The organism is Paenarthrobacter sp. PH39-S1 (assembly GCF_030063245.1).
In the GTDB taxonomy this organism is placed as follows: Bacteria; Actinomycetota; Actinomycetes; order Actinomycetales; family Micrococcaceae; genus Arthrobacter_M.
Genome location: NZ_JASISR010000011.1, coordinates 57,661 through 78,777, shown reverse-complemented (window position 1 = coordinate 78,777; position 21,117 = coordinate 57,661). Strand labels below are relative to the sequence as shown.

Annotated in this window: 19 protein-coding genes; 13 read left to right on the top strand and 6 right to left on the bottom strand. The window is 64.6% G+C overall.

Translation table 11 applies throughout. From position 1 onward, the window contains the following. The first annotated feature begins 60 nt into the window (after positions 1-60). Positions 61-828 carry an IclR family transcriptional regulator gene (locus QMG52_RS09045; protein ID WP_283560080.1) on the top strand — a complete coding sequence of 256 codons (768 nt, stop codon included), beginning with the start codon at positions 61-63 and terminating at the stop codon, positions 826-828. A 121-nt stretch (positions 829-949) separates the two neighbouring features. On the opposite strand, the gene QMG52_RS09040 is transcribed toward QMG52_RS09045, so the two are convergent. Genes QMG52_RS09040 through QMG52_RS09030 form a run of 3 tightly spaced genes read right to left on the bottom strand, consistent with a single transcriptional unit; the run spans position 950 to position 4,405 of the window. Next, positions 950-2,335 (bottom strand): APC family permease, encoded by a 1,386-nt coding sequence (locus QMG52_RS09040; RefSeq protein ID WP_283560079.1) that lies wholly within the window; start codon positions 2,333-2,335, stop codon positions 950-952. Between the two features lie 37 nt (positions 2,336-2,372). Further along, entirely contained in the window at positions 2,373-3,413 is a 1,041-nt protein-coding gene (locus QMG52_RS09035) for an agmatine deiminase family protein (RefSeq protein ID WP_283560078.1), read from the bottom strand. Beyond that, the gene (locus QMG52_RS09030) at positions 3,410-4,405 is read right to left on the bottom strand and encodes a nitrilase-related carbon-nitrogen hydrolase (RefSeq protein WP_283560077.1); all 996 of its coding nucleotides are present in this window, start codon (positions 4,403-4,405) and stop codon (positions 3,410-3,412) included. Before QMG52_RS09030 ends, QMG52_RS09035 begins: the two co-directional genes overlap by 4 nt. 173 nt (positions 4,406-4,578) lie before the next feature. Here QMG52_RS09030 and QMG52_RS09025 point away from each other — a divergent pair, with 173 nt between their 5' ends. The 6 genes from QMG52_RS09025 to QMG52_RS09000 all read left to right on the top strand — a co-directional run bounded on the left by QMG52_RS09025 (position 4,579) and on the right by QMG52_RS09000 (position 12,696). Beyond that, on the top strand, positions 4,579-5,211 hold the full coding sequence (locus tag QMG52_RS09025; protein WP_283560076.1) for a TetR/AcrR family transcriptional regulator C-terminal domain-containing protein: 633 nt from the start codon (positions 4,579-4,581) through the stop codon (positions 5,209-5,211). A 235-nt stretch (positions 5,212-5,446) separates the two neighbouring features. Further along, entirely contained in the window at positions 5,447-5,932 is a 486-nt protein-coding gene (locus tag QMG52_RS09020; protein ID WP_283560075.1) for a nucleoside deaminase, read from the top strand. Between the two features lie 15 nt (positions 5,933-5,947). Next, positions 5,948-7,447 carry an NCS2 family permease gene (locus tag QMG52_RS09015; protein ID WP_283560074.1) on the top strand — a complete coding sequence of 500 codons (1,500 nt, stop codon included), beginning with the start codon at positions 5,948-5,950 and terminating at the stop codon, positions 7,445-7,447. Between the two features lie 163 nt (positions 7,448-7,610). After that, positions 7,611-8,840 (top strand): XdhC family protein, encoded by a 1,230-nt coding sequence (locus QMG52_RS09010; protein WP_283560073.1) that lies wholly within the window; start codon positions 7,611-7,613, stop codon positions 8,838-8,840. 25 nt (positions 8,841-8,865) lie between these two features. Further along, a complete protein-coding gene (locus QMG52_RS09005; protein ID WP_283560072.1) occupies positions 8,866-9,852 on the top strand; it encodes an FAD binding domain-containing protein in 987 nt (328 codons plus the stop codon). 3 nt (positions 9,853-9,855) lie between these two features. After that, positions 9,856-12,696: a molybdopterin-dependent oxidoreductase gene (locus tag QMG52_RS09000; protein ID WP_283560071.1), complete on the top strand. Its 2,841-nt coding sequence runs from the start codon at positions 9,856-9,858 to the stop codon at positions 12,694-12,696. Here QMG52_RS09000 and nboR read toward each other — a convergent pair. The 3 genes from nboR to QMG52_RS08985 all read right to left on the bottom strand — a co-directional run bounded on the left by nboR (position 12,616) and on the right by QMG52_RS08985 (position 15,505). Beyond that, a complete protein-coding gene (nboR, locus tag QMG52_RS08995) occupies positions 12,616-13,296 on the bottom strand; it encodes a nicotine blue oxidoreductase (RefSeq protein ID WP_283560132.1) in 681 nt (226 codons plus the stop codon). The genes QMG52_RS09000 and nboR overlap by 81 nt on opposite strands. Before the next feature lie 92 nt (positions 13,297-13,388). Continuing rightward, positions 13,389-14,615 carry a M20 metallopeptidase family protein gene (locus QMG52_RS08990; RefSeq protein WP_283560070.1) on the bottom strand — a complete coding sequence of 409 codons (1,227 nt, stop codon included), beginning with the start codon at positions 14,613-14,615 and terminating at the stop codon, positions 13,389-13,391. A 185-nt stretch (positions 14,616-14,800) separates the two neighbouring features. Then, positions 14,801-15,505: a GntR family transcriptional regulator gene (locus QMG52_RS08985; RefSeq protein WP_283560069.1), complete on the bottom strand. Its 705-nt coding sequence runs from the start codon at positions 15,503-15,505 to the stop codon at positions 14,801-14,803. Positions 15,506-15,694: 189 nt separating this feature from the next. Here QMG52_RS08985 and QMG52_RS08980 point away from each other — a divergent pair, with 189 nt between their 5' ends. From QMG52_RS08980 to QMG52_RS08955, 6 genes are all read left to right on the top strand, one after another. Next, positions 15,695-16,756, top strand: coding sequence for a Rieske 2Fe-2S domain-containing protein (locus QMG52_RS08980; protein ID WP_283560068.1), 1,062 nt, complete (start codon positions 15,695-15,697; stop codon positions 16,754-16,756). 7 nt (positions 16,757-16,763) lie between these two features. Next, entirely contained in the window at positions 16,764-17,213 is a 450-nt protein-coding gene (locus QMG52_RS08975; protein WP_283560067.1) for a hypothetical protein, read from the top strand. A 129-nt stretch (positions 17,214-17,342) separates the two neighbouring features. Continuing rightward, complete coding sequence (locus QMG52_RS08970; protein ID WP_283560066.1) at positions 17,343-18,275, top strand: ABC transporter substrate-binding protein; 933 nt, start codon at positions 17,343-17,345, stop codon at positions 18,273-18,275. Between the two features lie 3 nt (positions 18,276-18,278). After that, positions 18,279-19,229 (top strand): amino acid ABC transporter permease, encoded by a 951-nt coding sequence (locus QMG52_RS08965; protein WP_283560065.1) that lies wholly within the window; start codon positions 18,279-18,281, stop codon positions 19,227-19,229. Then, positions 19,226-20,011, top strand: coding sequence for an amino acid ABC transporter ATP-binding protein (locus QMG52_RS08960; RefSeq protein WP_283560064.1), 786 nt, complete (start codon positions 19,226-19,228; stop codon positions 20,009-20,011). Before QMG52_RS08965 ends, QMG52_RS08960 begins: the two co-directional genes overlap by 4 nt. Positions 20,012-20,055: 44 nt before the next feature. Then, the gene (locus QMG52_RS08955) at positions 20,056-21,021 is read left to right on the top strand and encodes a PDR/VanB family oxidoreductase (RefSeq protein WP_283560063.1); all 966 of its coding nucleotides are present in this window, start codon (positions 20,056-20,058) and stop codon (positions 21,019-21,021) included. The last annotated feature ends 96 nt before the right edge of the window (positions 21,022-21,117 follow it).

Genomic DNA, 21,117 nt, shown 5'->3' with positions numbered 1-21,117 from the left:
AGGGCGGATATTTCGCGATGCGGATAAATAATGTCGCATGACTTACGGGAGACGATGGAAATGGCTGTAAAACCTGCCGGCGGCGTGCAGTCCGTGGAGCGTGTCTTCGAATTGCTGGAGCTCGTCACCGATGCCGGCGGCGAGGTGACGCTGTCCGAGCTGGCCGGTTCCACCGATCTGCCGCTGCCCACGATCCACCGGCTGCTGCGTACGCTGGTCAAACTGGGCTACGCCCGGCAGCTGCCGAACCGGCGTTATGCGCTCGGTCCGCGGCTGATCCGGCTCGGCGACGGCGCCAGTAAGCAGCTCGGCGCGCTGGTCCGGCCGCAGCTGGTGTCGCTCGTTCAAAAGCTGGGCGAGACGTCCAATATGGCGATGCTCGACGGCGACATGGTGGTCTACATCGCGCAGGTGCCGTCCGCGCACTCGATGCGGATGTTCACCGAGGTGGGGCGCCGCGTGCACACCCACGATTCCGGCGTGGGCAAGGCGATTCTGGCCCAGCTCGACGACGACGTGGTGCGCGGCATCGTCGGCCGCGCCGGCATGCCCACCCCCACGGACCGGAGCATCGGTGACGTCGAGGAGCTGCTGGCGGATCTGCAGCGGATCCGTGAGCGCGGCTATTCCATCGATGACAACGAGCAGGAAATCGGCGTCCGCTGCTTCGCGGTGGCGATTCCCGGCGCCCCCACGCCCACGGCCGTTTCCGTGTCCGGACCGGTCTCCCGGGTGGACGAAGGTTTTGCGGACCGGGCGATTCCGCTGCTGCACGCTGCCGCCCGGATCATCGGCGACGACCTGGACCAGGCCAGCCGCGCGTCCTAGCCTGCTGAGCCACCGCCCCGCCCGCGCTGCACCCGCGTGCGTCGGGGCCGAGCCATGACTGTGATCGCGGCCAGGCCGCCGAGTAGGGTGGTCAGTTCTCGACCTTTAATTCTCGATGCCGTCACGCAAGCTCGACTTCCGATTCGCGTTGCGGAGTCCCGTCGGCCTCATCGAATGCCACTTCCGGCGTCGGCCGACGGAATCCTCGAGTGATCCACAGTAGGTAGACGACGCCGATCAGGGTCCACACGACACCTACGGTCATGGCCAGCGGATCTAGATTGGCCCACAGGTACGCATTGATCAGGAACCCAATCGCCGGCGCCGTGATCCACCCGAGCGTCGAGCCATCGAAATGGACGCCCTTGCGGCGGATGTGGAACGCGATCACCGACAAATTCACGAAGGCGAACGCCGTGAACGCACCGAAATTAATCAGGGACGTCGCGGAGTTGAGGTCCAGCATCAGCGCGGTCAAGGCGATCACCGCGATGGCGAGAATGTTCAGTACAGGTGTTCCAAATCGCGGATGCACGTAGCCGAAGAAACGCTTGAACAGGATCCCGTCCCGGCCCATCGCGTACAGCAGGCGGGACGCGCTCGTCTGGGAGGCGAGGCCCGAGGACAGCACGGAGAAGGTTGCTCCGACCAGGAAGATCGTCTGGAAGATAATGCCGCCAATGAAGAGGGCAATGTGCGGGGACGCGCTCTCCGTATCCGTGGTGATTTGTTCCAAGGACGCCAAATCCGGGACGAGGGTCTGCAGGAAGTAGGTGACCGTGATGAAGAACAGGGCACCGAGTGCTGCGACCCACATGATCGCGCGCGGCATGTTCTTCTTGGGCTCGACGGTCTCCTCGGACAGTGTCGTGACAGCATCGAAGCCCAGGAAGGCCAGGGCAAGCACGGAGGCGCCGCCGATCAGGCTGGCCGTGTCCATATCCATCGCGTAGAAGGGGGCGAGGGAGAACTGCAGGGCGTTGTCCGACAGGATCGCCTTGATGGTGAGGGCAACGAGCACGACGGCGACGACTGCCTGGAACACGACCATGATCATGTTGGCGGAAGCGCTGATCTTCACGCCCACGATGTTGAGTACGGTGACGACGACGATGAGGCCGACGATCCAGACCCAGCCGGGGACGTCGGGGAACTCGGCGGAGAGATAGATCTTGGCCAACAAGGCATTGATCATCGGCAGGAACAGGTAGTCCAGCAGCGCAGCCCAGCCGACGAGGAAGCCCACTCCCGGATTGATGGTCTTGCGGGTGTAGGTGTACGCCGACCCGGCAGACGGGTAGATCCGAACCATCTTGGCATAGCTGAATGCGGTGAAGATGACGGCGATCGTGACGATGATGTACGACGCCGGGACGTGCCCGTTGGTCGCCTCGGTCACGATGCCAAAGGTATCGAACATCGCAAATGGTGACATATAGGCAAGGCCGATGAAGACTACATGTCGCAGCTTCAGCCGGCGCTGCAGTGTTCCGTATTGCGGTGACATTTTGTCGCCTTTCTGATGTGCGTGGTCGCCGAATGCGTCAGCGCGGGGTATCAATGTGTAGTGCGGGTTGTTGTTGCGTTATGCAATGGATTCCGCCTCCGCGTGCAAACAGCGGTCGGGCGTCGACGGTGACGACCCGTCGGCCTGGGTAACATGCGCGGAGAATTTCCACCGCGGTTTGGTCCGCAACATCGTCGAAACGGCAGGCGATGACGCCACCATTGACCACAAGATGGTTGACGTAGCTGTAGTCGACGAATCCTTCCTCGTCCTGCAATGTCGCCGGCGCGGGAAGCTCCACGATTCGCCATGGGTTCCCCTCTGCGTCCGCCGTGGTGGCGAGATGGTCGATGATGTCCTGGCAGATCGTGAAGTCCGGGTGTTCCGGGTCCGCTTGCCGGTGCACCAGCAGGACGCCTGGGGAGGGAATGGTCGCGACGATGTCGACATGGCCGCGGGTGCCGAAGGTATCGGCGTCGCGAGTGAGCCCGCGCGGCAGCCAGATCACGTTGCTGGCCCCGAGGGTTCGTGCCAGTTCGGCCTCGATGTCCGATTTGCCCGCGCCCGGGTTGCGGCACGGATCAAGCTGGACGGTCTCAGTGACTAGCACGGTGCCCCGGCCGTCAACATGGATGGCGCCGCCCTCGTTGACCAGCTTGGAGGCTACCGGCACGGCCCCGGCTGCGGCCGTCACCTGGGCTCCGATCGTGGCGTCTTTGTCCCACGTGGCCCAGCCCTGCTGGCCCCAACCGTTGAAGACCCAGTCGACGGCGCCGAGCCGGCTGCCGCCGTCGTCGACCACGAAGGTCGGCCCGATGTCCCGCATCCAAGCATCGTTCAGCGGCGCTTCAACGATGTCTATATCAGCCGAGAGGTACTGCCGGGCGACAGCCGCGGCGCTCGGGTCAACCATCACAGTGACCGGCTCGAACTCGGCCGCGGCGTGGGCCACGGCGGCCCACGTTGAGCGCGCTTCGTGAGCTTGGGCTGCCGTCCCGCCCAGTGTGTAGCCGTCCACCGGGAAGGCCATCCAGATTCGTTCCTGCGGCTCGGTCTCCGCCGGCATCCGCCAACTCATGCCCGCACCTGATGGTCCATGTGGGTGGTCTGCGGCTGCAGTCCATTGATGGTGTTATTGACCGGATCGGTCAAGCGGCCGTAGGTGTCCGGGCGGCGGGTGGCGAGGAAGGGAAAGAGATCCAGCCAGTCCTTGCGCTGGTCCAGATCCAGGTCCGCCACCAGGACCGCGGATTGGTTCCGCGGCGCCTGGACGAGGATCCGGCCATAAGGGTCGGAGATAAACGAAGAGCCGTAAAAGGTCACCGCCCCCTCGTCGCCGTAACGGTTCGGTGCCACCATGAACAGGCCATTGGCGATTCCGTTGCCGACGATCACCTGCTGCCAGAGCGGTTGCGTGTCGAAGCCGGGATGGGCCGGCTCGGAACCGATCGCTGTCGGGTAGACGAGCAGTTCCGCTCCGTCGAGTGAGTAGAGGCGGGCCACTTCGGGGAACCACTCATCCCAGCAGGTGGGCATGCCCAACCGGACATCGACGAGGTCCTCGATGTTGTAGACCGGGTAGGGCTGGCCGGCGTCGCCGCCGCGGAAATACTTGTCTTCGTAGTAGCCCTCGGTGACCGGGATGTGCAGTTTCCTGGTGCGGCCGACGAGCTCGCCGGCAGGGGAGACCAGGATGGAGGTGTTGAGACCCAGTCCGTCACCGGCCTCGGCCCTTTCGTACAGGGACGCGTGCACATGCACACCGTGGGCACGTGCCGCTTCGGCTGCGAAGGTAAAGGTGGGCCCGGAGGCCAAATCCTCCGCCGTCGTGCCGGGGGCCGACGTCGGCACGGTGTCGGCCGGGTAGCGGGACAAGGTGAGTTCTGGAAGAAAAACGATGCCGGCGCCGTGCCCGGCGGCACGGGCGATGCCCTGGTTGAGTTCGGCACGCAGCGCAGCGGCGTCAGCTAGCCAGCGGTGCTGCACGAGGCCGACCCGCAAAGGACGGCGGCGGGGTGCATCGACGCGGGCGAACGATGTCGGGGGTTCAAATGTGGTTATTTCAAGCATGCTTGGCTCCTGACGGGAGTGGCCACAATGAGAGTTGGCTCACGTAAAACGAATACCATTCGTTTTATTATGGAGGCAGCGGCGAATGGATGCAAGAGCTTGTTCCGGGAATTGATAGATTCGAAGGTAGGCATCCATCCCGGCAACCATCTGCCATCTATTCAAGGAGCACCATGGCTCGCCCGTTGACGCCACTGTTATCCGTGGAGAGAATCGCGAAGAGCGCTCTGGCACTGGTTGACCACAGCGGGGAGTTCACCATCCCCGGCCTCGCCGCAAAGTTGGGCGTCCGGCCGTCCTCGCTGTACAACCACGTGTCCGGCCGGGCCGAGATCGTGGAACTCATGCGCGGATTGGCCTCCGACCACATTCACCTGCCGCACCACGGCTCCGACTGGTACGCCACAGTTACCGAGATCTGCCGGCAGTATCACAACAGCTATGCACGCCACCCACGGTTGATTCCGCTGCTGACCGCTTACCCGGTCTCCCACCCAGCCACCACCCGGATGTACAACCTGCTGGCGGAGGTGCTGACCGACGCCGGTTTTGATCCGGTGGAAGTGCTGAAGGCGATTACCACGCTGGACAGCTTCGTGCTCGGCTCGGCGCTCGACGTTGCCGCCCCTGAAGTGGTATGGACGCCGGGGGATCAGGCCGGACCCGCCTTGGCCGCCGCCCTGGCGACGCCGCCGCCGAGCACCCAGCAGCGCTCGGATGAAGCTTTCGACTATGGGCTGCGCATCGTGATGAATGGGCTGGCCCAGCAGCTGGACGCGATTCAGAGGCGGACCGCCCACCACTAACGTCGCCGTCAAAATATTTCGTCTGTCGAGAAAAAAGTTTCAAAGAAAGTATGGTGCCAGTCACAATTTGCTGTTAGTGTCGTCTTCAGCCACAGGCGGGCATACCTTCAGCGGAATGCTATCTACCGGGTAACTGAACCTTCATACTCACTGAAGCTGCCGGGCCGCTCCTGACTCGCCGTTACACCGCGTACCATCTGCGCGGCCGGGCTGCTTCTGACGCAAGGAAGTCGCCATGAAATCTGCAGCTGAGCTCGAAACCTATCTGGTCCAGGCCATTGACCTGGCCACCCGGAACGTCCACAACAACGGCGGCCCGTTCGGCGCCGTCGTCGTCACCGCCGAAGGCCGGGCGTTCGAAGGACTCAACCGGGTCACGGCCACCAATGACCCCACCGCACACGCGGAAGTCACCGCTATCCGGGCGGCTTGTGCCGGATCCGGAACCTTTGATCTGACCGGAGCCACCCTTTACACCAGCTGCGAGCCATGCCCCATGTGCCTGGCTTCGGCGCTTTGGGCGCGCATTGACCAGGTCATCTTCGCGGCCGACCGGCACGATGCGGCGCGGGCCGGCTTCGATGACGCCGTCTTCTACGACTATTTCGAAACGCCGGTGGAACTGCGGTCGATGCCGGTGCGCCGGTTGACCCCGGAGGAAACGAGCCCACTGGCGCCGTTCAAAGCATGGCTGGCCAGCGACACCCGGATCGATTACTAGGCGCCGGCGATCTCCATGACACTTCTGACGAAAACAAGCGAAGAGCAGAACCCCGCCTCAGCCACAGGCAAGGGCCGCGTGCGGGCGTTTCCCCGGCTGGACCGCTTCTTCCAGGTCGCCGAGCGCGGCTCAACCATTGCCAGGGAAATGCGCGGCGGGCTGGTCACCTTCTTCACGATGGCCTACATCGTCATCCTCAACCCGTTGATTTTGGGCGGCCTCAATGCGTCGACCGCGCCGGTGGATGTGGCCGGCGGCTGGTTGCCGGCGGCGCAGGTCGGCGCCGTCACTGGTCTGACGGCCGGGGTCATGACGATCCTGTTCGGCATCGTGGCGAACCTGCCGTTCGGACTGGCGGCAGGCCTGGGCATCAATTCCTTCCTTGCTGTCTCCGTCATCGGCGAGGTGACCTGGCCGGAAGCCATGGGACTGGTGGTGATTAACGGCGTCCTGATCGTGCTGTTCGGCATCACCGGCGCGCGGACGGCCATTTTCCGGGCGGTGCCGCGCGAACTTAAAGCCGCCATCACCGTGGGCATCGGTCTGTTCATCGCCTTCATTGGATTTGTCGATTCCGGCTTTGTCCGGCCGACTAAGGGCGGGCCGCCCGTTCAGTTGGGCGACGGCGGCTCCATCACCTCGGTGCCGACCCTGGTCTTCGTCGGCGCCCTGCTGCTGATCGGGATCCTGCTGGCGCGCAAGGTTCAGGGCGGTCTGCTGATCGGCATCATCGTGAGCACCATCGCCGCCGTCGTCATCGAGTCGGTCTTCCGGATCGGTTCGTCCGGACCGTCCAACGCGGGCGGCTGGCATCTGAACAAGCCGGAGCTCTCCGGAACGCTCGTATCCGTGCCGGACTTCGGGCTGCTGGGACACTTCGATCTCTTCGGAGCCTTCGGCCGGCTGGGGGCGCTCGCGGCCACCATGCTCGTCTTCACCCTGGTTTTCACGAACTTCTTCGATGCGATGGGAACGATGACGGGACTGGCCAAGAGTGCGGGACTGGCGGACAAGCGCGGGACTTTCCCCCGGCTGAAGTCCGCGTTCATCGTCGAGGGGATCGGCGCCGTCGCCGGCGGAATGACCAGCGGATCATCGAACACGGTCTATGTGGATTCCGCCGCCGGGATTGGCGAGGGCGCCCGCACGGGACTGGCCTCGGTGGTCACGGGCCTGTTGTTCCTGGGCTCTATGTTCCTGACGCCGCTCACCGCGGTGGTGCCCATAGAGGTTGCCGCAGCGGCGCTGGTGGCGGTTGGTGCCATGATGGTGGCCCAGATCCGGGAGATTAACTTCAAGAAGTTCTCGGTGGCCCTGCCGGTCTTTCTGACGATTGTCACCATGCCGCTGACCTACTCGATTGCTAACGGAATCGGCGTGGGGTTCATCAGCTGGGTGGTGGTCCGGGGTGCTTCGGGCAAGGGGAAAAAGATCCATCCGCTGATGTGGGTGGTTGCGGCCGGTTTCCTGGTCTATTTTGCCCGTGGGCCGATCGCTGCCTGGATGGGCGGCTAGGACGTAGGCGCTGCGCGGTTCGGGGGGTCCCTCCCGGAGCCGCGCCGCGTGCCTGCCCCTACCCGACCAGATGCGCGACCCACAGGCGATGTCCAGGCCCGCGGCCCACACGCCAAACCGGGATTCAAGGCCGCACCACCCGCGGAGGAGGAATAATACAGTCATGTTGGATCTTCTGGATTCGCTGCTGGCACTGCTGGCAGAGTCCGGCGACGGCCGCCCGTACGCCGTCGCCACCATCGTGGGAGCAACGGGTTCGGTGCCGCGGGCGCTCGGGACGTCCATGCTGGTGAGCCCGGACGGTGCGCTGACGGGCAGTCTCTCGAGCGGCTGCATCGAAGGCGCCGTCGTCGAGGCCGCCTTCGAAGCGATTGCCAGCGGTGAGTCGAGCCGGCGGCATTTCGGTTACCCCGACTCCGACGCGCTCGCTGTCGGGCTGACCTGCGGAGGCAGTCTCGAGGTGCTGGTTCAGCCGGTCTCCGCGGGAGAACGGACTCCCGCGGGGCCGATGTTGACGGCCGGCGCGTTGGCGGCGTTAGCCGGGCGCAGCCCGATGGCGGCGGCCGCGCTGATCCGGCGCATCGACGCAGGCGGTGGCGGCGTCGTCGTCGTTTCCGAACCGCAGAACGTGCAGCCGGAGTCCATCATCACCGGGTTGACCGCCATGCTGGGAGAGGGGGTTGCGGTGCAAACGGCCGCCGCGCAACTGATACCGCTGCTGCGCGCGGGTTGGAACGGGCAGCTCCGGTTGACCACCGACTCGGCCGATTGTTGCGGCGAGCCGCCCACATTGTTCGTTGAATCCCGGCTCAGTGCGCCGCGGTTCCTTGTGTTTGGAGCCAATGATTTCGGTGCCGCGCTGTTGCCGGCCGCGCAGCTGCTCGGTTACCACGTGACGCTCTGCGACGCACGCCCGGCCTTCTCCGGGCAGCCCCGCTTCGACCGCGCGGACGAGGTGGTCACCAGCTGGCCGGACCGCTACCTGCGGACGGAGGCCGCGGCGGGCCGGGTGGATGGACGCAGCGTGATCTGCGTGCTCACCCACGACCCTAAATTCGATATCCCGCTGCTCACGGCGGCGCTGGACCTTGACGTTGCCTATCTGGGGGCCATGGGATCGCGGCGCAGCCATGCTCAGCGGACCGAGGCGCTGCTCGACGCCGGAGTTCCGCCGGCGAGGCTGGACCGCCTGCATTCACCCATCGGCCTGGACCTGGGCGCGGTGACACCGGCCGAGGTGGCCGTTTCCATCACCGCGGAGATTCTGGCCACCCGCGCCGGAAAGCGCAGTGCCAGCCCGTTGCGCCATGGTGCCGGTCCCATCCATGGCGCTGGTCGGGTCGATGATGGGCCGTTGCCCGCTGCTTTCGTGCATGCCACCGCGCACCACTGATTTTTCGCAACATTAGGAGCTTGGCATGGATATGAACACCATCGAATCCACCATCCACACCACGGACCCGGGGCGCTGGCGGCCGGGCGACGCGTGGCTGGCCGGCGGGACAGTGCTGTTTTCCTACGGGAGCAGCGTGCTGCGCCGGTTGCTGGACATCAGCGCCGCAGGCTGGACGTCCGTCACCGTTACGGCAGACGGCCTTGAGCTGGCCGCTACCTGCACCATCGCCGAGCTGTATGCCCTACCGGAATCGGCGGAAACGGCGGAAGTGGCAGGGCAGCCAAATTTGCCGGCGACGTGGCCCGGGCTTGACTTGGTGCGCCCGTGCTGCGACGCCTTTGTGGCCTCCTTCAAAATCTGGAACATGTCCACGGTGGGCGGGAATCTGTGCACCGCGCTGCCGGCCGGACCCATGACGTCGCTGACCGCAGCCTTGGACGGGACTGCCAGAATCTGGACGGTCGACGGCGGCACGCGCGTCGTGGCGGTCGAAGAGCTGGTGGTCGGAGACGGCGTGACGTCGCTGGCGCCCGGCGAACTGCTGCGCAGCATTACCCTGCCGGCCGCCGCCCTGCGCGCGCAGACAGCCTTCCGCCGGCTGTCGCTGTCCAACCTGGGGCGGTCGGGCGTGCTGCTGATCGGCCGGCGCGACGACGACGGCGGCTTCGTGCTGACGGTCACGGCCGCGACAAAGCGCCCGGTCAAGCTGCGCTTTGCGCCGTCGTCGACCGGCCTGACCGACGGCGGCGGAATGCGCGACGGCGGTGGCGTGCCTACCGCTGACGGGCTGCGGGCTGCGCTGGACGCGGCGATTCCGCAGTCGCTCTATCACGATGACATCCACGGTCTGCCCGCGTGGCGCCGCGATATGACCTATCGGCTGGCGGAGGAAATCCGCGCCGAGCTTCTCCCTCCCGGAAACAACCTTGACGGAATCACCGCAATCACCTCCGACGGAGACAGACCTGCCGGAAACGGCCCTGCCGGAACCCGCCAGGAAGGTGCGTAGGACATGGCGATGGACATCAACGGCTCGTCCACGGACGCCCAGCCCCGTCCCGGCCAGTGCCTGCGCACCTTTTTGCGTGAGCAGGGCAACCTGGGGGTCAAGAAGGGCTGTGACGGCGGCGACTGCGGAGCCTGCACGGTCCACGTGGACGGGAAACCGGTGCACAGCTGCATCTACCCGGCGGTCCGCGCCGATGGCCGGCAGGTCACCACCGTGGAGGGTCTGGCCACGCCGGAGGGCCTGCACCCGATGCAGGAGAATTTCCTGGCCGCCCAGGGTTTCCAGTGCGGGTTCTGCACCGCCGGAATGCTGATGACAGCGGCCACCTTTGATGAGGAACAGAAGCGGAACCTGCCCCGGAACCTCAAGGGTAACCTCTGCCGCTGCACCGGCTACCGCGCCATCGAGGATGCGGTCCGCGGGGTCTGTCATGTCGGCGGGGACCGCCAGCAGGCCGGCGACAACGTGGCCGCCCCCGCCGGTCTGGGCGTGGTGACCGGGGCAGCGCGGTACACGCTGGATGTTCCGGCGGGGGAGCTCCCGGACCTACTGCATCTGAAGGTGCTGCGCTCGCCGCACGCGCACGCCCGCATTCTTTCCATTGATGCCGCGGACGCGCTGGGGGTGCCCGGTGTTCAGGCGGTTTTCACCCACGAGGACGCCCCCGCCCAGTGCTTCTCCACCGCCCAGCACGAGGGCTATCTGGATGATCCGGATGATACCCGGGTGCTCGACGACGTGGTCCGCTTCATCGGCCAGCGCGTCGCCGCGGTGGTGGCGGACAGCGTCGGCGCGGCCGAAGAGGGAGTGCGCAGGCTCCGCGTTGACTACCAGGTGCTGCCGGCGGTGTTCGATCCGGTGGCGGCCATGAGGCCGGGGGCGCCGGTGATCCACGGGGAAAAGGATCCGCTGGAGTCCCGCATTTCGCGCCCCGAACACAACGTGGTGGCGGAACTGCACAGCGAGCTGGGGGATGTGGAGGCCGGGCTTGCTGGTGCAGACTTTGTCCACGAAAACACCTACCGGACCCAGCGCGTGCAGCACGCTGCCCTGGAAACGCACGCCGCCATTGCCTATTTCGACGCCGCCGACCGCCTGGTGCTGCGCACCTCAACGCAGGTGCCCTTCCTGACCCGGCGGGCACTCTGCCGCGTCTTCGGCCTGCCGCCGGAAGAGGTCCGGGTGATCTGCGAACGGGTGGGCGGCGGATTCGGCGGTAAACAGGAAATGCTCACCGAGGACATCGTGGCGCTCGCTGCGCTGAAGCTGAAACGCCCGGTGCAGCTGGAATTCACGCGCGAAGAACAATTCACCGCGGCCACCACCCGGCACCCCTTCCGGATCCATGTCCGGGCCGGCGCGCGCCGCGACGGAACGCTGACCGCGCTGTCCTTCGACGTTGTCACCAACACAGGTGCCTACGGCAACCACGCCCCCGGCGTAATGTTCCACGGCTGCGGTGAATCCATTGCCATTTACCGCTGCGCCAACAAGAAGGTGGACGCCCACGCCGTCTACACGAACACGGTTCCGGCCGGTGCCTTCCGCGGTTATGGTCTGAGCCAGATGATCTTCGCCGTCGAATCCGCAATGGATGAGCTAGCGGCGGGCATCGGGATGGACCCGATGGAGTTCCGCCGGCGCAACATCATCGCCAAGGGGGACGTGATGTTGTCCACCCAGCCGGAGCCGGAGGAGGATGTGATCCTGCTGCCGGGCAGCTACGGGCTGGACCAGTGCATTGCACTGACCGCGGACGCGTTGGCGCGCGGCCGCGAACGGGAGCGGGCGGCCGGCGTTGATGATCCCGGGCCGGGGTGGCTGGTCGGCGAAGGGTCCGCGGTGTCCATGATCGACACGGTGCCGCCGCGCGGCCATTTTGCCGAGGCCACGGTGGCGCTGCTGCCGGACGGTTGTTACCAGGCAAGCGTGGGCACAGCGGAGTTCGGTAACGGCACGACGACGGTGCACGCCCAGTTGGTGGCCACCGCGCTGGGGACCACGGCGGACCGGGTCCTGGTCCGGCAGTCCGATACCGACGTCGTCGGCCATGACAGCGGGGCATTCGGTTCCACCGGCACCGTGGTGGCGGGCAAGGCATCGCTGGCTGCGGCGGAGGAACTCGCCTGCATACTGCTGAAGTCCGCCGCCGTTATCAGCGGCGCGGACGTGTCGGACTGCCGGCTGGACTCCGGCTCGGTCGGTTGCGCCGGCGTCCGCATCCCGCTGGAGGAGCTGTACCGGCACGCCGAGGCCGCCGGAACGCCGCTGCTGGCGCAGGGACGTTGGGGTGGCAGCCCGCGGTCCGTGGCCTTCAATGTGCACGGTTTCCGGGTGGCGGTGAATTCAGGCACGGGCGAGCTGCGGATCATGCAAAGCGTCCAGGCGGCCGACGCCGGTGTGGTGGTGAATCCGATGCAGTGCCGCGGCCAGGTGGAGGGCGGCATTGCGCAGGCTATGGGTGCGGCGCTCTACGAGGACGTGGTGGTTGGCGCGGAAGGGGCGGTGGAGACGAAAATTTTTCGGCAGTATCACCTGCCCACGTTCGCGGATGTGCCGCGCAGCGAGGTCTATTTTGCCAAAACCTCGGACGAGTTGGGTCCGCTCGGAGCGAAGTCCATGAGTGAGAGCCCGTTCAACCCGGTGGCGCCAGCGCTGGCCAACGCGATCCGGAACGCCACCGGGGTCAGGTTCACCGAGCTGCCGCTGGCGCGGGACAGGATCTATCTGGGCCTGCGGGACGCTGGCTTGGCGGACGTCGGCTCAGCCCAGCAGATGCAGGCCCGCGACGGTGTCAACGTCGGCACCGTCGGACTGGTCCGAGCAGTCGATCAGATCCACTAGCCCTGGGTTGGTCCGCAGGAAAGTACGGGCGCCAGAGTCTCCGGACGCTACAGCAGCCGCCTGCCGGGCCAGAGATGAATCGAAAAGGACCGGATGCCCGCGCTGCAGGACCGCTGCGCTGCAGGAGGACGCACTGTCCGGGGATGCGCCGTGAGAGGACGGGCTGTCGCTGGAAGCACTGTTGGCGGGCGCGCTTTCGGGGGAGGGGATGTACCCGGCGGCGGTCACCCTTCCGCCCCGGTGCGCCTCCAGCAGTCGGGTCACCGTCGCAGCGGTGAGTGCGGGCTGATCCACGAGCGCCACCAGCACGTGGTTCCCGGGATGGGCAGCGCCGATGCCCAGCCGGAACGAGGTGCTCATGCCCTCCGCCCAGCGCGGGTTCTCGAGGATCCGGTAGGACCGCAGATCGGTGCGGGACCGGACCAGCTGAGCATCCGCGCCCAGTACGACGACGACGTCCCGGCAGCCGCCCGCGCGGAGCACGCCGGCCAGATGCTCAACCAGCGTTGTTCCCCGGAACGCAAGGAGGGCCTTCGGGCCCCGGCCCAACCGGCGGCCGGCACCCGCGGCCAGCAGGACCGCCGTCGTCGTCCCGGTCATGTCCCTGCTGACCTGCGCATCTGAAGCTTGCGCTGTTCCGGAGTCCGCTGTCCCCGCCCATGCCATAGCGCTAATCTATCCCCACCCGGGACTCAGGCAGAATAGTCCGCCCGCTGGAAGGCCAGCTCGGCTAGGACAGCCGCGGCTTTCGGCAAGAGAGAGTCATCGAAGGCAGCGCGGGGAGAATGGTTCATAGCTGCCTTCAGGGGTTCCTCCTCGAGAGTTGCGCCGAGCAGCACATAGGCGCCGGGAACTTCGTGCAGTACGTGGGAGAAATCCTCCGAACCCGTCATCGGCACATCCAATTCGCGGAAGCTGCCGGTTCCGAAGGTTTTGGTGATGATGTCCGTCAGGTATTGGTGTTCCTGCGGCGCGTTGACGGTGACGGGGTAGTCCGGTGTCTGCACGAGCTCCACCGTCATGCCGTGGGCATCCGCAATGCCGCGGCACAGGCGCTGGACACCGGCGACGATCTTGTCCCGGTTCTCCGACGAGAAGACCCGCAGCGTCAGATCAAAACTTGCCGTGTCGGGAATGATATTCCCCAGAGTACCTGCCGCGATCCGCCCGACGGTGGCCACCACCGGGTCGAATACGTCGAAACCGCGCGTCACCAGGGTCTGCATGGCGAGCACCATTTCGCAGGCTACGGGCACCGGATCCTTGGCCAGATGTGGCTGCGACCCGTGTCCGCCCTCGCCTCTGACGGTGACATAAAATTCTTCACAGCCAGCCATGAGCGTGCCCGGACGGGAGTAGAAAACTCCATTGTCGAACTTGCCGGAAAAGACATGGAGCCCGAACGCGGCCTCGACCCGCCGGCCCGCTGCGTCCAGGACGCCGTCTTCAACCATGAAGCGTGCGCCGTTGTAATCTTCTTCACCCGGCTGGAACATGAAAACCACGTCGCCGCAGAGATCCTCCCGTCGCTGGTGCAGCACACGGACGGCGCCGTAGAGGGCGGCCACATGCATATCGTGCCCGCAGGCGTGCATGGATCCGGGAATTTCGGAGCTGAAATCCAGGCCGGTCTCCTCGCTGACCGGAAGCGCGTCCATGTCCCCCCGCAGTAAAACCACTGGGCCGGCGGTGCCGTCTTCCCTGAGCCGCCCGCCGCGCAGCACGGCAGTGACGGCACTTTGCCGGTGGCCCAGGGTAATCTCCAAGCCGTCAAGGTCCTCCAGCCGGTCAAGCAGCAGCCGCTGTGTCAGCGGCAGGTCGAGGCCAATTTCCGGGATGCGGTGCAGGGCCCGGCGGAAATCGATGATCTCATCTCGGATGGCGTCCGCGTCATGCTGAAGTGAAGGCACTGTGACCATTTTCTATCGGGCGGGGATTGAGCGGTTTGAATACACAGTATTCGGTGTCTGCCCTCAAATCAACAAATTATACGATGAGGAATTCTACCGGCCCGGGACTTGGCGGCGCTGGCTCGGTGGTCCTACTCGGTTGCGGCAAAGAAGCCCGTCAGGAACGGCGGCCGGACGAGCCGGATGAGCCGGGTCTAGCTTCCGCCAGCCTCGGGCTCGAAGGTCTTCTGTGCTTCCTGCGGCTGTGACTGCGATTCCGCCCGGTTAGGGTCGCTGACATCATGGCACCGGCTCAGCACCTCGACGGCGGCCACCGCATCATTGTCCCTTAGCGCCTGCAGTATGCCGCGGTGGTCATGCACGACTTTTGCTAGATAGGTTGCGCCCTGGCGGTAGGTGAGGGTGATCCGTTTTTGGACGGGGTGGTTCCAAATGGAGGTGAGCACATTGACTAGGAAATCATTGCCGGAGGGCTCCATCAGGGCTATATGGAAGGCCCGGCCGAGGCGGAAGATTTCCAGGCTGTCCGCCGGATCAATGATCGCGGTTTCCTCAACGAGGCTGTTCATGCGGATCAGTTGCTGCGGGGTGTAGACACCGCAGGTGCGCCGGACGGCCAGCGTTTCGAGGGCATAGCGGACTTCGAAGACATTGGCGATCTCACGGTCGTCGAGCTGATTGACAATGTACCCTCTGCCCGGCACCAGGGTGGTCAGGTTTTCCAACGTTAGCTGTGTCAATGCGTCCCGGACAGGAGTGCGGGAGACGCTGTACTGGGCCGCGACCTGTTCCTGGATCAGGGCCGTGCCGGCGGGGAGCACCCCACTTACGATGTCGCCGCTGATGTGTTCGTAGACCCGCACCGCCAAGGGTCTTACGTCTCTAGGTTGCGCGGCCAAGGCCTTCCTCCGCTTTCTGTTCGTTCAACTCTGGCATCTTGGCGTGGCTTCAGGTTTTCTTCGCCACCGACCTGGATAACTCTCCCCATCGCCTCGGAGCGACGAATTAAGGTAAGCGTAACAAAAAACCCTTGACCCCCGACTGTGACTTCGAATACATTGTATACATCGTCAGTCAGGAGACTTGAAATGTATGTATTAAATACTTGGTACGTGGCTGCGTGGTCCAACGAAGTGACCCGCAAACCGGTACGTCGCGTCATTTGCGAGCAGCCGATCGTGCTCTTCCGCACGCAGGACAATGCAGCAGTCGCGTTGGCCGACCGCTGTGCCCACCGGGCGTTCCCGCTCTCGGCCGGGCGAACCATCGGAGATTCGGTGGAGTGCGGATACCACGGTTTCACCTACGGTGCCGACGGAGTGTGCACCAAGGTGCCGGGACAGACCACGGTTCCGGAGCGTGCACGAGTGCGGAAATACCCCGTCGTTGAAAAAGACGGGTGGATCTGGGTCTGGACGGGAGACGCGGAATTGGCCGATCCGGCCGATGTGCCGGACACGCATTGGATGGTCGACCCCGAGTGGGCTACCGTCACGCACTCCTACCATTTCAAGTGCCGTGCCTCCCTGATCCACGATAACCTGCTGGATCTGACCCACGAATCCTTCCTGCACAAAACAACTGTGGGCGATGACTACATTTACGAGCACGGCATAACGGTTGAGGTGGAAGGCAACGTGGTCAGTGTGGACCGGCTGATGCCGTCCGTCGCTGCGCCGCCGCTGTACGCCGAGACGATGGACGCCCGGGGGCTGTTCGACCGCTTCCACTGCACCGAGTTCTTCGTGCCCAATATGCATGTACTGCACTCCGGTATCACCGGTGTGGGCCGCCCGCGCGACGAGGGGTACCTGATCAAGGTACTCAACGGTATAACCCCCATTGACGAACACAATGCCTGGTACTACTACGCATTCAGCCGCAACTTCGCCGTAGACAATGAACAGGCCACCGAGGAACTGCGCGTCGGGCTGGGCACGGTATTGGACGAAGATGCCGAGGCGCTTGAGGCGCAGGAGATCGGTATGCAGACGCGCCCCGACGGCGAACATGACGTCCTCATCGCCCAGGACGGCGGCGTGGCCAAGGCCCGGCGCATCTTCAATGCTCTTCTCAAGAAAGAGCATCAGGCCCGGCCACAGGTCCAGGAGGCGGCACGACTGGAGCCTGCTGCCGCCAGGAACGGGTAGGTCCGGTATGTGGATGCTGATCAGGGCCAACGCCCTGGGCGCGGAAACCTCCGCCGAGTCGGGTGCGAGGATCCTTGCGGCCTGTCCTGACTCGGCCGAACGTGGCGACCCGTGGCGCTGGACGATAGAGCTGAACGAGTCGGCGGTGGAACCGGCTGTGAGGCTGGAGGCGGATGAAAGCCACATTGCCGCGGTCAGTGCACGCTACGAGGGCGGGTACACCGGCCTATTTCAGCGCGGTGCCGGGGAGCAGCTCATCGTGGCGGCATTGACGGGCGAAGCACTCGTGGCCGCGGAGAACGGGCCGTGGGAACGGTGGCTGCGCCGCGGTGATGTCTTCATCGTCGAAGGCGAAGATCCGGAGACCCTCCGGCTGTCGCTGCCCGTCGGAGATTCCGCTGTGCAGGTCATTACGCTCGCACCAACGAAGGCCAAGGTACTCCGGTGGGTACCCTGACGGGTTCCCTCAAAACCGCGCAGTGCCGCACACGTCAAAACTGCGCGGTGCTGCACTAAATTTCGTCGATTACGTCCAGAGACACTGTTGCCGGACCATTCAGGTCGGCCCATGACAAAAGGTATCCAAATGCATCCTTCCCGCAAATCCATCCTCGTGACCGGTTGCCTCCTCCTGGCGCTGTCCATGAGCGCCTGTACCACCGTTTCGGAGGCCGCACCGAAGAACTCCGGAGTGGACACATCGGCCGCAGCGCCGTCCATCACCGAGATCAAAGTCAATCAGAAGGCCCGGGATCTGCTGCCCGAGAGCATCCGTTCGGCCGGGGTCCTGCGAGTCGCGTCCGACCCCACCTACGCCCCGTTTGAGTACTTCGATACGGACAATAAGACCATCATCGGCTGGGATGTCGACTTTTCCGACGCCGTCGCCGCAGCTCTGGGGCTGAAGGCGGAACATGTGGCCGGAACCTTCGACACCATCCTGCCCGGACTGGCATCGGGCAAATACGACATGGCCCTTTCGGCCTACTCGATCACGCCCGAGCGCGAGAAAATTGTTGACTTTGTCCAGTACATCAACGGTGGTTCCGGTGTTGCCGTCATGGCCGGAAACCCACAGAACATCACGATGGATCCGACGTCGATGTGCGGCAAGAAGATTGCCGGGCAGAAGGGGTCCATCCAGTCCATGGAACTGATTCCGTCCTTCTCCAAGGAATGCACCGCAAGCGGAAAGGCGGCTATCGAGGTGCAGAACTTCCCCGCGCAAACCGAGGCCAATCTCGCCCTGACGTCCGGGCGCGTCGATGGAGTGGTGGCGGACAGCACCTCATTGGCCTACCAGAGCAAACTGGCCGGCAATAAGTTCGAGTTGGCCAAGGGCAAGGACTACGACCCGGCCCCCGTGGGGCTGGCGCTGGCCAAGGATTCCGGGCTGAAGGACGCCGTCACGGAAGCCACCCGGGATGTCCTCGACAGCACCTTCTACCGCGGCATCAGCAGCAAATGGGGCCTTCCGGACAGCGTTCTGGTGACCTCCGACGTACTGGATAAGAAGTAAGCGATGAAGGAAGATTCAGCGACCCTGACGGCTCCGGCGGCAACGGCGGAGCCGTCAGGCGACGCCTACACCGTCGTCAAGGCCCGGCATCCCGGCCGCTGGGTGTCCGCCGTCGTCATCCTGGCCGTGGCGGGACTGTTCCTGCGCTCTGTCCTGACGAATCCCCACTTCGGCTGGGACGTCGTCGTGCTCTACCTCAGCGAGGTGTCCATCGGCAGGGGGATCCTAATTACGCTTGAACTGACGGCCATCAGCATGGTGATCGGCACCGTGCTCGGCGTCATCTTCGCCGTGATGCGGCTGTCAACCAACCCGGTGGTGCGCACGGCGGCATTTGGCTACGTGAACTTTTTCCGGGGCACACCGGTCCTGGTGCAGCTGCTGTTCTGGTTCAACCTGGCGGCGCTATACCCGGTCATCACCCTGGGCATCCCCGGCATCCATCTGGACGCCAATCAACTGATCACACCAATGACCGCGGCCATTCTGGGACTGGGCCTGAATCAGGGCGCGTATATGTCCGAGATTGTCCGCGCCGGCATTCTATCCGTGGACAACGGGCAGATCGAGGCGGCCGAGGCACTCGGGATTACCCGGATGCAGACCATGCGCCGGATAGTGCTGCCGCAGGCCATGCGCGTCATCATCCCGCCCACCGGCAATGAAACCATCGGGATGCTCAAAGCCACCTCATTGGTCAGCGTCATCTCGGTGCCCGAGCTGCTGTACTCGGCCCAGGTCATCTACGCGCGTACCTTCGAAACGATACCCATGCTGATAGTTGCCAGCCTGTGGTACCTGCTCATTACGTCCGTATTGACCGTCGGCCAGTACTACCTGGAACGCCGTTACGCCCGCGGCAACCAGCGGGCCCTGCCGCCCACACCCCTGCAGCAGCTAAAGAAGTTCTTCCGCACCCACGATGCGCTCTCCCTGAAAGGCGGACGGCCATGACGGCACAAACAACACTGGAGCCGATGATCAAGGCGGATGCGATCTGCAAAAGCTACGGGTCCCTCGAGGTCCTCAAAGGAATCGACCTGCAGGTGGCCTCCGGTGAAGTGATCTGCCTGATTGGTCCCTCCGGTTCCGGGAAGAGTACTTTCCTGCGCTGCATCAACCACTTGGAAACAGTCGACGGCGGGCGGATGTGGGTCGACGGCAGGATCGTCGGCTATGACCTCAAAGGCACGAAGCTCCACGAACAGAGCCACAAGGACATCTGCCGCCAACGCACCGACATCGGCATGGTCTTCCAACAGTTCAACCTGTTCCCGCATATGACCGTCGTGGAAAATCTGATCGAGGCTCCACGGTTGGTGCGCAAGGAAAAGAAGTCGGTGGCGGCCGAACGCGCATTGCGGCTGCTGGAAAAAGTGGGGCTGGGCGACAAAGCCGGCGCCTACCCGCGGCAGCTCTCCGGTGGTCAGCAACAGCGCGTGGCCATCGCCCGGGCATTGTGCATGGAGCCTAAGCTCATGCTTTTCGACGAGCCGACCTCCGCCTTGGACCCTGAGCTGGTGGGCGAGGTGCTCAAGGTGATGAAGGACCTCGCACAGTCCGGCATGACCATGGTCGTCGTCACCCACGAGATGAATTTCGCCCGGGATGTGGCGGACCGGGTGATCTTCATGGACGGCGGACACGTAGTTGAAGAGGGACCGGCCCGCGACGTCATCACCAATCCCCATAATGAGCGCACCAAGTCTTTCTTGGCATCAGTGCTCTCCGAGTAGCGGGCAGCCGATGGCCACCGGCCCCGACGACCGAAAGTAAAGCAATGAAAACAGCAGAGTTCTTCGACGTTAACGTCAGCAGCATCAGCCGGGAGTCGGACTGCGTGGTCTCCTTGACGCTCCAGTGCCCCTTAGGCGGGGAGCTGCCGCAGTGGGAGCCCGGGGCGCACGTGGATCTAATGCTGCCCAACGGGGTGATGCGCCAGTACTCCCTGTGTTCGGAAACCGGCCAGGCGGACTGGCGTGTCGCCGTGCTGCGCGAACCGGCCGGACGCGGTGGCTCTGCCTTTGTCCATGATGAGCTGCGGCCCGGCACCAAGGTCCAAGTCCGTCCACCGCGGAACAACTTCGCGCTGGTGCCGGCCCCCGAATACCTGTTCATCGCCGGCGGCATCGGCATCACCCCGATCCTGCCGATGATCCGCAGGGCCGCGGAGACCGGTGTGCCCTGGCGCCTGGTGTATCTGGGCCGCAGCCGGAACAGCATGGCATTCCTTAACGAGCTGGAGGCCTACGGCGGCAGCGTCCACATCCATGCCGACGATGAAAGCGGGCTTTTCCCGCTGGCGGAGCTGCTTCACCAGCCCGGCGCCGGATTCCATCTCTACACCTGTGGACCGGGGCCGCTGCTTAAGATCATCCAGTCCATGACCGGGGCCTGGGCGGACGCCTCCCGGTTTCACTTTGAGCGGTTTGTCCCGGACCCGGCGGACGCCGGTGCTGCTGCGGCGGTGGTGGACGGAGACCACGATTTCACCGTGGAGCTGTCCGATGGCTCCGAAGTCGAAGTGCCGGCCGGAACCACCGTCCTGAAGGCACTGGAAGGCGCCGGCCTGCCGGTGCTCAGCTCCTGCCAAGAGGGCATTTGCGGTACCTGCGAGACAGCGGTGGTCAGCGGCGAGATCGATCACCGGGACAGCCTGCTTTCGGAGGACGAGCGACTGGCCGGGGATACCATGATGATCTGCGTCTCGCGCTGCAAGGGTAAACGGCTCGTTTTGGACCTTTAGCAAGGCTTCGGATCTGTTCACGGAGCCGGTGTGCACGTGGACCCTTTCGTCCTGCCGGGTCAGATCCGCACAGAAAAGCCGGTCCGTCACGGGCCG

Excerpts from the sequence above, each read along its gene's own strand:
- QMG52_RS09045 (WP_283560080.1), top strand. The coding sequence starts at position 61 with ATGGCTGTAAAACCTGCCGGCGGCGTGCAGTCCGTGGAGCGTGTCTTC.
- QMG52_RS09040 (WP_283560079.1), bottom strand. The coding sequence starts at position 2,335 with ATGTCACCGCAATACGGAACACTGCAGCGCCGGCTGAAGCTGCGACAT.
- QMG52_RS09035 (WP_283560078.1), bottom strand. The coding sequence starts at position 3,413 with ATGAGTTGGCGGATGCCGGCGGAGACCGAGCCGCAGGAACGAATCTGG.
- QMG52_RS09030 (WP_283560077.1), bottom strand. The coding sequence starts at position 4,405 with ATGCTTGAAATAACCACATTTGAACCCCCGACATCGTTCGCCCGCGTC.
- QMG52_RS09025 (WP_283560076.1), top strand. The coding sequence starts at position 4,579 with ATGGCTCGCCCGTTGACGCCACTGTTATCCGTGGAGAGAATCGCGAAG.
- QMG52_RS09020 (WP_283560075.1), top strand. The coding sequence starts at position 5,447 with ATGAAATCTGCAGCTGAGCTCGAAACCTATCTGGTCCAGGCCATTGAC.
- QMG52_RS09015 (WP_283560074.1), top strand. The coding sequence starts at position 5,948 with ATGACACTTCTGACGAAAACAAGCGAAGAGCAGAACCCCGCCTCAGCC.
- QMG52_RS09010 (WP_283560073.1), top strand. The coding sequence starts at position 7,611 with ATGTTGGATCTTCTGGATTCGCTGCTGGCACTGCTGGCAGAGTCCGGC.
- QMG52_RS09005 (WP_283560072.1), top strand. The coding sequence starts at position 8,866 with ATGGATATGAACACCATCGAATCCACCATCCACACCACGGACCCGGGG.
- QMG52_RS09000 (WP_283560071.1), top strand. The coding sequence starts at position 9,856 with ATGGCGATGGACATCAACGGCTCGTCCACGGACGCCCAGCCCCGTCCC.
- nboR (WP_283560132.1), bottom strand. The coding sequence starts at position 13,296 with ATGACCGGGACGACGACGGCGGTCCTGCTGGCCGCGGGTGCCGGCCGC.
- QMG52_RS08990 (WP_283560070.1), bottom strand. The coding sequence starts at position 14,615 with ATGGTCACAGTGCCTTCACTTCAGCATGACGCGGACGCCATCCGAGAT.
- QMG52_RS08980 (WP_283560068.1), top strand. The coding sequence starts at position 15,695 with ATGTATGTATTAAATACTTGGTACGTGGCTGCGTGGTCCAACGAAGTG.
- QMG52_RS08975 (WP_283560067.1), top strand. The coding sequence starts at position 16,764 with ATGTGGATGCTGATCAGGGCCAACGCCCTGGGCGCGGAAACCTCCGCC.
- QMG52_RS08970 (WP_283560066.1), top strand. The coding sequence starts at position 17,343 with ATGCATCCTTCCCGCAAATCCATCCTCGTGACCGGTTGCCTCCTCCTG.
- QMG52_RS08965 (WP_283560065.1), top strand. The coding sequence starts at position 18,279 with ATGAAGGAAGATTCAGCGACCCTGACGGCTCCGGCGGCAACGGCGGAG.
- QMG52_RS08960 (WP_283560064.1), top strand. The coding sequence starts at position 19,226 with ATGACGGCACAAACAACACTGGAGCCGATGATCAAGGCGGATGCGATC.
- QMG52_RS08955 (WP_283560063.1), top strand. The coding sequence starts at position 20,056 with ATGAAAACAGCAGAGTTCTTCGACGTTAACGTCAGCAGCATCAGCCGG.